The sequence below is a fragment of the Kitasatospora sp. NPDC053057 genome, from assembly GCF_044546945.1.
Classification (GTDB): Bacteria; Actinomycetota; Actinomycetes; order Streptomycetales; family Streptomycetaceae; genus Kitasatospora.
In genome coordinates this window covers 1-15,908 of the sequence record NZ_JBITZP010000077.1, presented here as the reverse complement: position 1 = coordinate 15,908, position 15,908 = coordinate 1, and the positions used below count along the sequence as shown (strand labels likewise).

The 15,908-nt window shown below is 74.1% G+C and carries 3 protein-coding genes; all 3 read left to right on the top strand.

Annotation, left to right across the window (positions count from 1 at the left end):
* On the top strand, positions 1 to 2,309 hold a 2,309-nt coding region (locus tag ACIG5E_RS38040; protein ID WP_396541661.1), incomplete at its 5' end, for an SDR family NAD(P)-dependent oxidoreductase.
* 74 nt (positions 2,310 to 2,383) lie between these two features.
* Positions 2,384 to 7,093, top strand: a complete 4,710-nt coding sequence (locus tag ACIG5E_RS38035; protein ID WP_396541659.1) for a type I polyketide synthase — start codon at positions 2,384 to 2,386, stop codon at positions 7,091 to 7,093.
* Positions 7,009 to 15,908: type I polyketide synthase (locus ACIG5E_RS38030; RefSeq protein ID WP_396541663.1), on the top strand; the 8,900-nt coding region annotated here is incomplete at its 3' end. The genes ACIG5E_RS38035 and ACIG5E_RS38030, both read left to right, overlap by 85 nt.

The following is a 15,908-nucleotide window of genomic DNA, read 5'->3' as shown; positions in this document are numbered from 1 at the left end:
AACTGGCCGCGCAGGGCCATGTGTTCATCGAGGTCAGCCCCCACCCCGTCCTCGTCCCCGGTCTGGACGCCCCGGCCCTCGGCACCCTGCGACGCCAGGAGGGCGGCCTGAGTCGCTTCCTGCTCTCCGCGGCCGACGCACACGTCCGCGGTGTGCCCGTCGACTGGTCTCCCGTCCTCGAAGGCGCCGACCGGACCGAACTGCCCACCTACGCCTTCCAGCGAGAGCGGTACTGGCCGCGCCCCGGCACCGTGGTGCCGGTCGGCCAGGATCCCGCGGAAGCCGCGTTCTGGGCCGCCGTCGAGCGGTCCGACCTGCCCGCGATCGCCGACGAGCTCGGGGCCGGAACCGATGAGTTGACGGGCCTGGCGGACGCCCTCCCGGTCCTCTCGTCCTGGCGCCGGACGCGTCGCGAGCAGGCCGACGCCGACTCCTGGCGCTACCGCGTCACTTGGGCGCCGTTGGCTGATCGGGCTCCGGCTGTGTTGGCGGGGCGGTGGTTGGTGGTGTCGGCGGGCGGGTGTGCCGATGTGGCGGCCGCGTTGGCTGGGGCGGGTGCCGAGGTCGTGGAGTGCGGGGCGGGGGAGGTCTCGCAGCAGGCGCTGGCGGGCGAGCGGCTGAGTGGTGTGGTGTCGTGCCTGGGGTCTTCGGGTGCGGTGCTGTCGCTGGTGAAGGTGCTGGGTGAGCTGGGTGTGTCGGCGCCGTTGTGGTGTGTGACGCGGGGTGCGGTGTCGGTGGGCGGGGCTGATGCTGCGCCGGATGCTTCGCTGGCTCAGGTGTGGGGTCTGGGGCGGGTGGTGGCTCTGGAGCGGTCCCAGGTCTGGGGTGGTCTGGTGGACCTTCCCGGGGTGCTGGACGCGGAGGCCGGCTCGTGGCTGGTGCGGGTCCTGTCGGGTGCGGTCGGTGAGGACCAGGTGGCGGTCCGCGAGGGCGGTGCCTACGGCCGCCGACTGGTGCGCGCCGGGCGGGGCGTCCGCAGCGGGCCGGCGTCGGCCGCTTCCCTGGACGTCTCCGGCACGACGCTGATCACCGGTGGTACCGGAGCGCTGGGCGCGCACGTCGCGCGCTGGCTGGCCGGCCGTGGGGCCGAGCGGTTGCTGCTCACCGGCCGACGGGGCCCGGATGCCCCGGGCGCGCGCGAACTGGCCGCCGAGCTGGAGCAGTTGGGCACGAAGGTCACGGTGGCCGCCTGTGACGCGGGTGACCGCGAGGCACTCGCCCGGCTGCTCGCCGAGCACCCGGTCAGCGCGGTGTTCCACGCGGCGGGCGTCCTGGACGACGGCGTGGTGGAGTCGCTGACCGAGGAGCGGCTGGCCCGGGTGCTGCGCCCGAAGGCCGACGCTGCCGCTCACCTCGACGAGCTGACCAGGGGCTCGGACCTCTCGGCGTTCGTGCTCTTCTCCTCGTTCGCCGGCGCCGTGGGCGGCGCCGGGCAGGGCAACTACGCGGCGGCCAACGCCCACCTGGACGCCCTGGCCGAGCGCCGCCGCGCCCAGGGACTCCCGGCCACCTCCATCGCCTGGGGCTCCTGGGGCGGTTCGGGCCTCGCCACGGAGACCGAGGTCGTCACCGAGCGGCTCCGGCGAGGCGGTATGGTGCCGATGGCACCGGAGTCGGCGATCGCCGCCCTGGAACAGGCACTGGTCCGGGACGAGACCCACCTGGTCGTCGCCGCGGTGGACTGGGACCGGTTCGGACCCACCTTCGTCACCGGCCGACCGAGCCCGCTGCTGTCCCAGCTCCCCGAGGTGCAGTCGCTCGCGGGGGCGGCCGAGGACGCGAAGACGACCGGCGGCGCCCTGCGGGACTCACTGCGCGGCAAGTCCGCCGCCGAGCGGGAGGACGCCCTCCTGGCGCTCGTCCGGGGCCATGTCGCGGCCGTCCTCGGCCACGGCTCGCCCGAAGCGGTCGCCGTCACCCGCGCGTTCAGGGAAGCCGGATTCGACTCGCTGACCGCCGTCGAGCTGCGCAACCGCCTCGCCGCCGCCACCGGGCTGACCCTGCCGGCCACCCTGGTCTTCGACCACCCGACCCCCGCGGCACTCGCCGCGCACCTGGGCACCGAACTCGCCGAGGACGGCCTCGCCGAGGGCAGCACGCCCCAGGAGGGCCTCGACCGGCTGGAACGCGCCCTGGAACAGCTCGGCTCCGGCTCGCCCGAACACACCCGGATCATGCTCCGCATGCAGGCTCTCGTCTCCCAGTGGCGGGACTCCGACGAGGAGCGGTCCGCGGAGTCCGAGGACTTCGACTCCGTCTCCGACGACGACCTCTTCGGCCTCATCGGCGAGAAGTTCGGCATCTCATGAACCGGCATCCCAGGAACACGACGCCGATGAACCCACATCCCGCACCAAGCACTTCCCCGACGGAGAACCATCCCGTGTCCAACGAAGAAAAGCTCCGGTACTTCCTCAAGCGAGTGTCGACAGAGCTGGAGCAGACGCAGGAGCGCCTCCGGGACAGCGAGAGCCGGGACCACGAGCCCCTCGCGGTCATCGCGATGGGCTGCCGGTTCCCCGGCGGGGCGAACAGCCCCGAGGAGCTGTGGCGGCTGCTCGTCTCGGGCGGCGACGCCATGACCGGCTTCCCCACCGACCGGGGCTGGGACCTCCCGGCCCTGCTCGCGCCCGCCGCCGAGGGCGGCTCGCACGCGCGCCAGGCCGGCTTCCTGCCGGACGCGGCCGACTTCGACGCCGGGTTCTTCGGGATCTCCCCACGTGAGGCCCTCGCCATGGACCCGCAGCAGCGGCTGCTGCTGGAGACCTCCTGGGAGGCCTTCGAGCGGGCGGGCATCGACCCCGGGTCGCTGCGGGGCGGCCGAACGGGTGTGTTCGTCGGCACCAACGGCCAGGACTACGCCCCGGTGGCGATCAACTCCGCCGACGACCTCGCCGGACACATCATGACCGGCAACGCCGCGAGCGTGCTCTCCGGGCGCCTGTCGTACGTGTACGGGCTGGAGGGGCCCGCCGTGACGGTCGACACCGCCTGCTCGGCCTCGCTGGTCGCGCTCCACCTCGCCGCCCAGTCCCTGCGGCGCCGGGAGTGCGGGCTCGCCCTCGTCGGTGGCGCCACCGTGATGTCCATGCCCACGCTCTTCACCGAGTTCAGCCGCCAGGGCGGTCTCGCCCGCGACGGCCGCTGCAAGGCGTTCTCGGCCACGGCGGACGGCACCGGCTGGGGCGAGGGAGCAGGCATCCTGCTACTGGAGCGGCTCTCGGACGCCCGGCGCAACGGCCACGAGGTGCTGGCCGTGATCCGCGGCTCCGCCGTCAACCAGGACGGCGCCTCGAACGGGATCACCGCGCCCAACGGGCCCTCGCAGCAGCGGGTCATCGAACAGGCCCTTGGCAACGCCCGACTGACGGCCGACCAGGTCGACGCGGTGGAGGCGCACGGGACGGGCACCCAGCTCGGCGACCCCATCGAGGCACAGGCCCTGATCGCCACGTACGGGCGGAAGCGGCCGGCGGACCGTCCGCTGTGGCTGGGCTCGGTGAAGTCCAACCTGGGGCACACCCAGGCGGCCGCAGGTGTGGCCGGGGTCATCAAGATGGTGCTCGCGCTGCGACACGGCGTGCTGCCGCAGACCCTGTACGTCGAGGAGCCGACCCCCCAGGTCGACTGGTCGGCCGGCACCGTACGGGTCCTCACCGAGAACGTCGACTGGCCGCGGACCGATCAGCCGCGCCGCGCGGGCGTCTCGTCCTTCGGCATCAGCGGCACCAACGCCCACGTGATCCTGGAGGAGGCTCCCCCGGTCGAGCGGCCGGACTCCGAGGGGGCCGAGGCGGCCCCCGTGCCGGGCCGGGCCGTGCCGATCGTGGTGTCCGCGCCGGACGAGGCCGGACTCCGGGCCCAGGCGGGCTCGCTGCGGACCTTCCTCGCCGATCGTCCCGAGCTGACCCTCCCGGCCGTGGGGTACTCCCTGGCGACCACGCGGGCCGTGCTGGATCGGCGTGCGGCGGTGGTGGCGGCGGACCGGGAGGGGCTGCTGCGGGGGCTTGAGGTTCTGGCGGAGGGGCGCCAGGCCAAGGAGGTGGTGGAGTCTGCTGCTTCCGGTGGGAAGCTGGCGTTCCTGTTCACCGGTCAGGGTTCCCAGCGGTTGGGGATGGGCGGGGAGTTGTACGGGGCGTTCCCGGTGTTCGCGGGCGCGTTCGACGCTGTGTGTGCGGAGCTGGACAAGCACTTGGATGGTTCGGTCCGGGATGTGGTGTTCGGTGCGGATGCCGGGCTGCTGAACCGGACGGTGTGGGCGCAGGCGGGGCTGTTCGCGTTGGAGGTGGCGCTGTTCCGGCTGCTGGAGTCCTGGGGTGTCACGCCGGACCTTCTGCTGGGTCACTCGATCGGTGAGGTCGTGGCGGCGCATGTGGCGGGGGTGTTCTCGTTGGAGGACGCGGCCGCTCTGGTGGCGGCGCGTGGTCGGTTGATGCAGGCGCTGCCCGCCGGTGGCGCGATGCTGGCGGTGGCGGTCACGCCCGAGACCGCAGTGGAACTCCTCGCGGGCTGTGAGGGCCTGGTCGATGTGGCGGCCGTCAACGGCCCGCGCTCGGTGGTGCTTTCGGGAAATGCGGAGGCGATCGAGAAGATCGAGCAGGCGGCACTGGCAGCCGGCCACCGGGCCAAGCGCCTGTCGGTGAGCCATGCCTTCCACTCGCCGTTGATGGAGCCGATGCTGGCGGAGTTCGGCGCGGTTGTTCGGGGCCTGGCGGCGGCTGAGCCGAGGATCCCGGTCGTCTCCAACGTGACCGGCGCACTCGCCACCGCCGAGGAACTGACCAGCCCCGACTACTGGGTGCGGCATGTCCGCCAGGCGGTGCTGTTCCACGACGGTGTGCGCACCGCAGCGGAGTTGGGTGCGACCCGTTTCGTGGAGCTCGGCCCGGACGGCGTCCTGACCGCCCTCGCGCAGGACTGCCTCACCGACACCGGCACCGACACCGAGGCCCACGCCTTCGCCTCCCTCCTGCGCCGCGACCGCCCCGAGGACCAGGCCGTCGCTGCCGCCCTGGGCGCGCTGCACTGCTGGGGCACCGCCCCCGACTGGCAGGCCGTGTACGGGGGTTCGGGCGCGCACCGCGTCGACCTGCCCACGTACCCCTTCCAGCGTGAGCGCCTCTGGCCCCGAACGGCCCCCACCGCAGGCTCGTTGGCGTCGGCTGCCCCGTCCTCGGCCGATCTGCAGTACCGGGCCGTCTGGCAGCCCGTCGGCGACCCCGGGGCCGCCACGCTCGACGGCACCTGGCTGGTGCTCGGGGCCGAGCGCGGCGCGGTGGGCGCTGCCCTGGCCGACCGCGGCGCCACGGTGATCAGCGCGGACCTGGCCGACGCGGCGCTGACCCGCCGGGACCTGGCCGTACGGCTGCGCGAAGTCATCGGCGAGGAAGAGGAGTTGGCCGGAGTCCTGCGGCTGCCGTCGGCCCCTGGCGAGTCCGGGCTGACCGAGGTGCTGCTCCTACAGCAGGCGCTGGGCGACGCCGGGATCGACGCACCATTGTGGTGCGCGACCAGGGGCGCCGTGGCCGTTGGCCCGGCCGAGCGGCTCGCCGACCCGGCGCAGGCTCAGGTCTGGGGACTCGGCCGGGCGGCGGCGCTGGAGGCCCCCGACCGCTGGGGCGGGCTGATCGACGTGCCGCAGACCTTCGACGAGGCCTCGCTGGCCCGGCTGTGCGGCGCGCTCACCGGAGCCGGCGGCGAGGACCAACTGGCCGTACGCGGGGACGGTCTGTACGTCCGCAGGCTGGTGCGCGCCCAGCGGGCAGCCGCGCCGGTCAGCGAGTGGCGGCCGTCCGGTACGGTCCTGATCACCGGCGGCACCGGGGCGCTCGGTGGGCACCTCGCCCGTCGGCTCGCCGACCTCGGCGCCGAACACCTGCTGCTGACCAGCCGCCGGGGCACCGAGGCCGCCGGGGCCGGCGCGCTCGTGGCGGAGCTGGAGGAGCGGGGCACCCGGGTCACCGTCGCCGCCTGCGACGTGGCCGACCGCGGACAGCTCGCCGCCCTGCTCGCGACCGTCCCGGAGGAGTTTCCGCTCACCGCGGTGATGCACACGGCGGGCGTGCTCGACGACGGCGTGCTCGACTCGCTCACCCCGGACCGACTCGCCACCGTGCTGCGGCCCAAGGTGGCGGCGACCCTCAACCTGCACGAGCTGACTCTGACCCAGGAACTGAGCGCGTTCGTGCTCTACTCCTCCTTCTCGGGCGCGGTCGGAGGCTCCGGCCAGGCCAACTACGCCGCCGCCAACGCCTTCCTGGACGCTTTCGCCGAGCAGCGCCGCGCCGACGGGCTGCCCGCGACCGCCATCGCCTGGGGCGCCTGGGACGGCGGGGGCATGGCCGCCGGGGAGGCGGCCGTGAGCGAACGGCTCAGCCGGCACGGCGTGCGCGCCATGGCACCCGGGCGCGCACTCGACGGGCTGCAGCAGGCACTCGACCACGGTGACGCCTGCCTGGCGGTCGTCGACATCGACTGGGGCCGCTTCGCCCCGGGGTTCACCGCCGTCCGGCCGAGCCCACTGCTATCCGCGATACCCGAAGCGGCGCCCCGGGCCGCGGAGGGCCCGGGACCGCGCGAGGCGCTCACGACCCTGCCCGACGAGGACCGGCTGCCGGCGCTGCTCGGTCTGGTCCGCTCCCAGGCGGCCGCGGTGCTCGGCCACGGCGGCGCGGACAAGGTGGACGCCACCCGGCCGTTCCGTGACCTCGGCTTCGACTCCCTGATGGCGGTCGACCTGCGCAACGTCCTCGGCGCCGCCACCGGTCTCGCCCTGCCCGCGACCGTGGTGTTCGACCACCCGAACCCGCAGGCGCTGGCCAGGTTCCTGGACACCGAACTCGGTGGCACCGCCGTCACCCGGTTGCTCGCCGACCTCGGCCGGCTGGAGAGCGCACTGCCCCGCCTCGACTCCGACACTCTCCACACCGAGGTGGTGGGCCGCCTGGAGGCCCTCCTCGCGGCCGCTCGCGCCGCCGCCGGGACCCATGGACCCCACGGATCCCACGAATCCGACGAATCCGCCGAGAGCCCCGTGCTGGACAGCGCGGACGACCTCTTCGCCTACATCGACCAGAAGTACGGAACCCGCTGAACATGAGCAACGAACAGAAGCTTCTCCAGTACCTCAAGCGGGTCACGGCCGACCTCGACGACGCCAACCGGCGCCTGCGGGACACCGAGGACCGCAGCCACGAGCCGATCGCGATCGTCGGCATCGGCTGCCGCTTCCCCGGCGGTGTGCGCTCGGCCGAGCAGATGTGGGACATGCTGGCGGCGGGGACCGACACCCTGGTGCCGTTCCCCGAGGACCGTGGCTGGGACCTCGCCGCCCTCTACGACCCCGACCCGGACAAGGCCGGCGCCAGCTACGTCCGCGAGGGCGGATTCCTCGACGGGGCAACCGACTTCGACCCCGCCTTCTTCGGCATCAGCCCCCGTGAGGCGCGGGCCATGGACCCGCAGCAGCGGGTGATGCTCGAAGTCGCCTGGGAGACCCTGGAAGGCGCGGGCCTCGATCCGACGGCCCTGCGCGAGAGCCGCACCGGCGTGTTCATGGGCACCAACGGCCAGGACTACGGTTCCCTGTTCGGCGGTCAGCCCCCCGAGGAGGGGCTGGAGGGCTACATCGGCACCGGCAACGCCGCGAGCGTCCTGTCCGGCCGCCTCTCCTACGTGCTCGGCCTCGAAGGGCCCGCCGTCACGGTCGACACCGCCTGCTCCGCCTCCCTGGTCTCCCTGCACCTGGCCGCCGAGGCACTGCGCCGGGGCGAGTGCACCCTGGCGCTGGCCGGCGGTGTCACGGTGATGTCCACCCCGCGCGTCTTCGTCGAGTTCAGCCGCCAGCGCGGGCTCGCCCCGGACGGCCGCTGCAAGCCCTTCGCGGCCGCCGCGGACGGCACCGGCTGGGGCGAGGGCGCGGGCCTGCTCCTGCTGGAGCGGCTCTCCGACGCCAAGCGCAACGGCCACCGGGTGCTGGCCGTCATCCGCGGCTCCGCCGTGAACCAGGACGGTGCCTCCAACGGTCTGACCGCCCCCAACGGCCCCGCGCAGCAGCGCGTCATCCGCCAGGCGCTCGCCAACGCGCGGCTGACCGCCGATCAGATCGACGCGGTCGAGGCCCACGGCACCGGCACCAGGCTCGGCGACCCGATCGAGGCGCAGGCGCTGCTCGCCACCTACGGGCGCGGGCGGTCCGACGAGCGGCCGCTGTGGCTGGGCTCGGTGAAGTCCAACATCGGGCACACCCAGGCCGCGGCGGGTGTCGCCGGCGTGATCAAGATGGTCCTGGCAATGCGGAACGGCCTGCTGCCGCGGACGCTGCACGTCGACGAGCCGACCCCGCACGTGGACTGGTCCACCGGTGCGGTCCAGCTGCTGGCCGAGGCCAACCCGTGGCCCAGCACCGACGCGCCGCGCCGGGCCGGCATCTCCGCCTTCGGCGTCAGTGGCACCAACGCCCACCTGATCCTCGAACAGGCCCCGCTGGACGAGGAGTCGGCCGAGCCGGTCGAGCCGACCGGGCCCCGGCCGTCGGTGGTGCCGTGGATCCTCTCCGCGAAGACGCCCGAGGCCCTGCGCGCGCGGGCGGAGCAGCTGCGCGCCCACGCCGAGGCCAACCCGGAGCTGGCCGTGGCGGACATCGCCCACTCGCTCACCCTGTCACCGCTGTTCGAGCAGCGGGCCGCCGTCACCGCGACCACGCGCAAGGAGCTCCTGGCGGGGCTGGCCGCCCTCCCGGACCGCGCGACGGCCGTCTCCGGCAAGACGGTGTTCCTGTTCACCGGTCAGGGGTCCCAGCGACTGGGGATGGGCCGGGAGTTGTACGAGGCCTTCCCGGCGTATGCCAGTGCGTTCGATGCCGTGTGCGCGGAGCTGGACAAGCACTTGGACGGTTCGGTCCGGGATGTGGTGTTCGGTTCGGATGCCGAGGTGATGAACCGGACGGTGTGGGCGCAGGCCGGGTTGTTCGCGCTGGAGGTGGCGCTGTTCCGCCTCCTGGAGTCCTGGGGTGTCACGTCCGAGCTTCTGCTCGGTCACTCGATCGGCGAGGTCGTGGCCGCGCATGCGGCGGGGGTGTTCTCGCTGGAGGATGCCGCTGCTCTGGTGGCGGCGCGTGGTCGGTTGATGCAGGCGCTGCCTGCGGGTGGCGCGATGCTGGCGGTGGCGGTCGATCGGCAGACTGCCGTGGAACTCCTCGCGGGCTGTGAGGGCCTGGTCGATGTGGCCGCGGTCAACGGCCCCCGGTCGGTGGTGCTTTCGGGTGAGGCCGGGGCGATCGAGAAGATCGAGCAGGAGGCACTGGCAGCCGGCCACCGCGTCAAGCGTCTGTCCGTGAGCCACGCCTTCCACTCGCCGTTGATGGAGCCGATGCTGGCCGAGTTCGGCACTGTCGTTCGGGGCCTGACGGCGGCTGAGCCGAGAATCCCGATCGTCTCCAACGTGACCGGAGCACTCGCCACCGCCGAGGAGCTGACCGACCCCGACTACTGGGTGCGGCACGTCCGCCAGGCCGTGCTGTTCCACGACGGAATCCGCACCGCCTCGGAGCTCGGCGCGACCCGTTTCGTGGAACTCGGCCCCGACGGCGTCCTGACCGCCCTCGCCCAGGACTGCCTCACCGACACCGGCACCGACACCGACGCCCACGCCTTCACCCCCCTCCTGCGCCGCGACCGCGAGGAGCCCCTCGCGGCGATGTCCGCGCTCGGCGACCTCTTCACCCACGGTGTCGTCCCCGACTGGCGGGCGGTGTTCTCCGGCCGCCGCGTGGACCTTCCGACGTACCCCTTCCAGCGTCAGCGCTACTGGACGGCCCTCGACCGCGTGGGCGACGTCGCCTCCGCGGGCGTGCTCCCGGTCGGGCACCCGCTGCTCGGCGCGATGGTGGTGCTGGCGGACGACGACCAGGTCCTGTTCACCGGACGGCTGTCGGTGAGCACCCACCCCTGGCTGGCGGACCACGCTATCTCCGGCACCGTCTTCGTGCCCGGAACCGCCTACGTGGAGCTGGCCGTTCGCGCCGGTGACCAGGTGGGCTGCGACCGCATCGACGAGCTCACCATCGAGGCCCCGCTCGTCCTGCCGGAGCAGGACTCCGTCCAGCTCCAGGTCAGCGTCGGCCGCCCCGACGCGCAGGGGACCCGCCCGCTCAGCTTCCACTCCCGCCACGGGGACGAGCCCTGGACCCGGCACGCCACCGGCCGCCTGGGCCTCGCCACGCCCACCCGTCCCGCCGGAACCGCGGGAACCGCCGTCATCACCGTCTGGCCGCCGCAGGACGCGGAGGAGGTGTCGATCGAGGGGCTCTACCCGCACCTGGCCGAGGCGGGCTTCGGCTACGGCCCGGCCTTCCAGGGGCTGCGCGCGGTGTGGCGGCGCGGCCAGGAGGTGTTCGCGGAGGTCGAGCTGCCGCGGGAGCACGAGGCCGGCCGCTTCGCCCTGCACCCGGCGCTGCTCGACTCGGCCCTGCACGCCGTGGGACTGGGCGAGTTCGTCACCGACAACCGGCCCAGCCTGCCCTTCTCCTGGTCCGGAGTCACCCTCCACGCGACCGGTGCGTCGGCCCTGCGGGTCCGCCTGTCCCCGGCGGGCACCGACGCCGTCGCCCTGGACGTCGCGGACGCGACGGGCGCGCCCGTCGCCACCGTCGAGGAGCTGGCCCTGCGCCCGGTGGCCGGGCAGCAGCAGCGGCAGCGGAGCGACTCGCTGTTCCGCGTCGACTGGGCGGCCCAGCCGCTCCCCGAGACCACCGAGTCGGCCCGGTGCTGGGTCGGTTCGGTGGAGGAACTGCTGGCCCTCGACCCGGTGCCGGCCACCGTCCTGGTGTCCTGCGACCGGGCGGGCGAGTTCCTCGCCGACGTCCACGGCGCGACCCACGGTGCCCTCGCCCTCCTGCACGCCTGGCTGGCCGAGGCCCGGTTCCACTCCTCCCAGCTGGTGTTCGTCACCCGCGCCGCCCTGGCCGTCCGGCCCGGCGAACAGGTGAACGGCCTGGAGCAAGCGACGGTCTGGGGCCTGGTCCGGTCGGCCCAGGCCGAGAACCCCGGCAGCCTCCGCCTGGTCGACCTGGACGAGGACGCCGATTCCGGCTCCGCCCTGGCGGCCGCCCTGACCCTCGACGAGCCCCAGCTCGCGCTGCGCGGCGGGCAGGTGCTCGCCCCCCGACTCGCCCGGGTGGCGGGCGCGCCGGACCAGGCGTCCCCCTGGGACGGCGAGGGCACCGTCCTGATCACGGGTGGCACCGGCGGGCTCGGCGGCCTGCTGGCCCGGCACCTGGCCCGGGAGCACGGGGTCCGGCAGCTGCTGCTGACCAGCCGCCGCGGACCGGCCGCCGAGGGCGCCGCCGAACTCGTCGAGGAACTCGCGGCACTCGGCGCCTCGGCCCGGGTCGTGTCCTGCGACGTCACCGACCGTACGGCGCTGGCTGAGCTGCTGGACGGCATCCCGGCCGAACAGCCCCTGGTGGCCGTGGTCCACACGGCGGGCGTGCTGGACGACGGGGTGATCGGCTCGCTCACCCCGGAGCGGGTCGACACGGTGCTGCGCCCGAAGGCGGACGCCGCCTGGCACCTGCACGAGCTCACCAAGGACCGCGGGCTCTCCGCCTTCGTCCTGTTCTCCTCCGCCTCCGGCGTCTTCGGCGCCCCCGGTCAGGGCAGCTACTCGGCGGGCAACGTCTTCCTGGACGCCCTTGCCCAGTACCGGCGCGGCCTCGGCCTGCCCGCCACCTCGCTGGCCTGGGGCCTGTGGGCCGAGGGCAGTGGCATGGGCGGCCGGCTCGCGAGCGGCGACCGGGAGCGGATCACCGGATCCGGCCTCGCCGCGCTCTCCGCGACGGAGGGCCTGCGGCTGTTCGACCTGGCGCTGGGTACGGACGAGGCGCTGCTGGTGCCGACGCCCCTCGACCTCCGGTCACCGGGCGGCTCGGTGGCGGTGCCCGCGCTGCTGCGCGGCCTGGTGCGGGTTCCGGTCCGCCGCACCGCCGCCGCGTCGGTGGCCGCGGCGAACCGCACCGACTGGTCGGAGCGGACCCTGCTGGACCTCGTGCACACCCAGGTGGCCGCGGTCCTCGGTCACGCCGCGGCGGACGCGGTGGCCGTCGACCGGGCCTTCACGGAACTCGGTTTCGACTCGCTCACCGCGGTCGAGCTGCGCAACCGCCTCACCACCGAGACCGGCCTGCGCCTGCCCGCCACCCTGATCTTCGACCACCCCAGTCCGGCCGCCCTGGTCCGGCACCTGTGCGCCGAACTCGTCGGGGAGCCCGGCCAGGACGCCGCGGCCGAGCAGCCCGCCGTCCCGGGCGGCCCGGTCGACGACGACCCGATCGTGGTCGTCGGCATGGCCTGCCGCTACCCGGGCGGCGTGCGCTCGCCCGAAGACCTCTGGGACCTGGTGGCGTCCGGCCGCGACGGCATCGGCGCCTTCCCCGAGGACCGCGGCTGGGACCTGGACGGACTGTTCGACCAGGACCCGGACGCGCCGGGCCGCTCGTACGTCCGCGAGGGCGGCTTCCTCCACGAGGCGGGCGAGTTCGACGCGGGCTTCTTCGGGATCTCGCCGCGCGAGGCCCTTGCCATGGACCCGCAGCAGCGGCTGCTGCTGGAAACCGCCTGGGAGACCTTCGAGCGGGCCGGGGTTGACCCGTCCTCCGTGCGGGGCAGCAGCACCGGCGTCTTCGCCGGCGTCATGTACCACGACTATGCGAGCGGGCTCGGCGAGGTGCCCGAGGGCGTGGACGGTTACCTCAGCACCGGCAACGCGGGCAGTGTGCTGTCCGGCCGGATCTCGTACGCCCTCGGCCTGGAGGGCCCGGCCGTCACGGTCGACACCGCCTGCTCCTCCTCCCTGGTCACCGTGCACCTCGCGGCGCAGGCACTGCGCCAGGGCGAGTGCTCGCTGGCGCTCGCCGGAGGCGTGACCGTCATGGCGACGCCCACCACCTTCGTGGAGTTCTCGCTCCAGCGCGGGCTGGCCTCGGACGGCCGCTGCAAGTCCTTCGCGGCCTCGGCGGACGGCACCGGCTGGGGCGAGGGCGTCGGCCTGCTGCTCCTGGAGCGGCTCTCCGACGCGCGGCGCAACGGGCACCGGGTGCTGGCGGTGATCCGTGGCTCGGCCGTCAACCAGGACGGCGCGTCCAACGGTCTGACCGCCCCCAACGGCCCCGCCCAGCAGCGGGTGATCCGCCAGGCCCTCGCCCAGGCGAAGCTGACCTCCGACCAGATCGACCTGGTCGAGGCGCACGGCACCGGGACCATGCTGGGAGACCCGATCGAGGCGCAGGCGCTGCTCGCCACCTACGGCCGGGAGCGCCCCGAGGACCGCCCGCTGTGGCTGGGCTCCCTCAAGTCGAACATCGGGCACACCCAGGCCGCGGCCGGCGTCGGCGGCATCATCAAGTCGGTGATGGCCATCCGTGGCGGCCTGATGCCCAAGACCCTGCATGTCGACGAGCCGAGCCCGCACATCGACTGGTCCGCGGGCGCGGTGTCGCTGCTGACCGAGGCCCGGCCCTGGCCGGAGTCCTCGCGGCCCCGCCGGGCCGCGGTGTCCTCCTTCGGGATCAGCGGCACCAACGCCCACGTCATCGTGGAGCAGGCGCCCGAGGCCCCGGCGGCCGAGCCGGTGGCCCAGGCCCCGGTCATGGACGACGCGGTGCTGCCCTGGGTCCTCTCCGCGAAGTCCGCCGAGGCGCTGCGTGCCCAGGCCCGCGAACTGGCCGCCCACCTGGAGGCACACCCCGAGCGGTCCGCCGCGGACGTCGGACTGTCCCTGGCGACGGCCCGTACCGCCTTCGAGCACCGGGCCGCCGTGGTGGCGGCCGACCAGGAGGGATTCCTCCAGGGCCTGGCCGCGCTGGTCGCCTCGGAGCCCGTCGAGCACGTCGTCGCGGGGAGCGCGCGTACCGCTGCCAAGCCGGTGTTCGTGTTCCCGGGGCAGGGGGCTCAGTGGGTCGGGATGGCGGTGGAGTTGGCGCGGGTGTCGCCGGTGTTCGCGGCGCGGTTGGCCGAGTGCGGGGAGGCGCTGTCGGGGTTCGTGGACTGGTCGCTCGATGAGGTGCTGGGCGATGAGGCGGCGCTGGCGCGGGTGGATGTGGTGCAGCCGGTGCTGTGGGCGGTGATGGTGTCGCTGGCGGAGCTGTGGCGCTCCTTCGGTGTGGTGCCGGCCGCGGTGGTGGGTCATTCGCAGGGTGAGATCGCGGCGGCGTGTGTGTCGGGTGCGTTGAGTCTGGTGGACGGGGCGCGGGTGGTGGCGTTGCGTTCGCGGGCGCTGCTGGCGCTGTCGGGTCGGGGTGGGATGGTCGCGGTGCCGGTGGGTCGGGCCGAGGCCGAGGCGTTGCTGGTGGAGGGGTTGTCGGTCGCGGCGGTGAACGGGCCGCGCTCGGTGGTGGTTTCGGGTGAGACCGGGCCGTTGGAGGAGTTGTTGGCGCGGGTGGAGGGTGCGCGCCGGGTTCCGGTGGACTACGCCTCGCACTCGGCGCAGGTGGAGGAGATCGAGGGCGAGTTGCTGGAGGTGCTGGCGGGTCTTCGGCCGGCGGTGGCCGGGGTGCCGTTCCTGTCGACGGTGACGGGTGAGTGGTTGGAGGGTGGTGAGCTCGACGCGGGGTACTGGTACCGCAATCTGCGTCAGACCGTGCGTTTCGAGGAGGCTGCCGGGCAACTGGCCGCGCAGGGCCATGTGTTCATCGAGGTCAGCCCCCACCCCGTCCTCGTCCCCGGTCTGGACGCCCCGGCCCTCGGCACCCTGCGACGCGGGGACGGCAGCGCACAGCGCTTCACGACCGCGCTCGCGGAGGCGTTCGTCCGCGGCGTCGACGTGGACTGGAGCCGGGCTTACCCGGGCGCCGCGCGGGTGGACCTGCCGACCTACGCCTTCCAGCGGGAGCGGTACTGGCTGGAGACCGGCACCGGCACGGGTGATGTGGCCTCGGCCGGTGTGGAGGCCGTCGGCCACCCGCTGCTCGGCGCGGCGGTCGCCCTCGCGGGCTCGGAGGGCACCGTCCTCACCGGTCGGCTGTCGCTGCGTTCGCATCGCTGGCTGGCCGACCACGCCGTGAACGGCGTCGTGCTGCTGCCCGGTACGGCCTTCGTCGAACTTGCGCTGCAGGCAGGCGAACAGGCCGGTTGCGACCGGGTCGAGGAACTCACCCTGGAAGCACCCCTCGTGCTGCCCGCAACCGGTGCGGTGCAGCTGCAGCTGGCGCTCGACCCGGCCGACGATCGGGGCCGTCGCGCACTCGCCGTGTACGCGCGCGGCGCGGACGAACCCGGGCAGCCCTGGGCCCGGCACGCCTCCGGTGTCCTCTCGGACGCCGAGGCGCCCGAGCCGGCCGTACGGGAGATCTGGCCGCCGGAGCAGGCCGAGAGCATCGCGCTCGACGGCTTCTACCAGGGCCTGGCCGACGCCGGCCTCGAATACGGCCCGGCTTTCCAGGGCCTGCGGGCGGCCTGGCGGCGTGGTGCGGAGGTGTTCGCGGAGGTCCGGCTGGACCAGGAGCAGCAGGAGGCGGGCCGGTTCGGCCTGCACCCGGCGCTGCTCGACGCCGCCCTGCACGCCGTGGGCCTCGGCTCCTTCCTCGACGGGGGCGGGGTGCGCCTCCCCTTCTCCTGGAACGGGGTCTCGCTGCACACCGCGGGCGCTTCGACCCTGCGGGTCAGGATCGCCCCGGCTGGCGCGGACGCGGTCTCGCTGACCGTCCACGACGGGACGGGCGCCCTGGTCGCAGGCGTCGACTCCCTGGTGCTGCGCCCGCTGGCCAAGGACCAACTCGCCTCCCGGGACGCCCTGTTCCGCGTCGAGTGGAAGCAGGTGAACCCGGCGAAGGAGGGTGGCTGGTCCGGTTCGGTGGAGTTGGTGGAGGTGGACACCTCGGAGGGTGTCCGGGTTGCGGTGCACGGGGTGTTGGC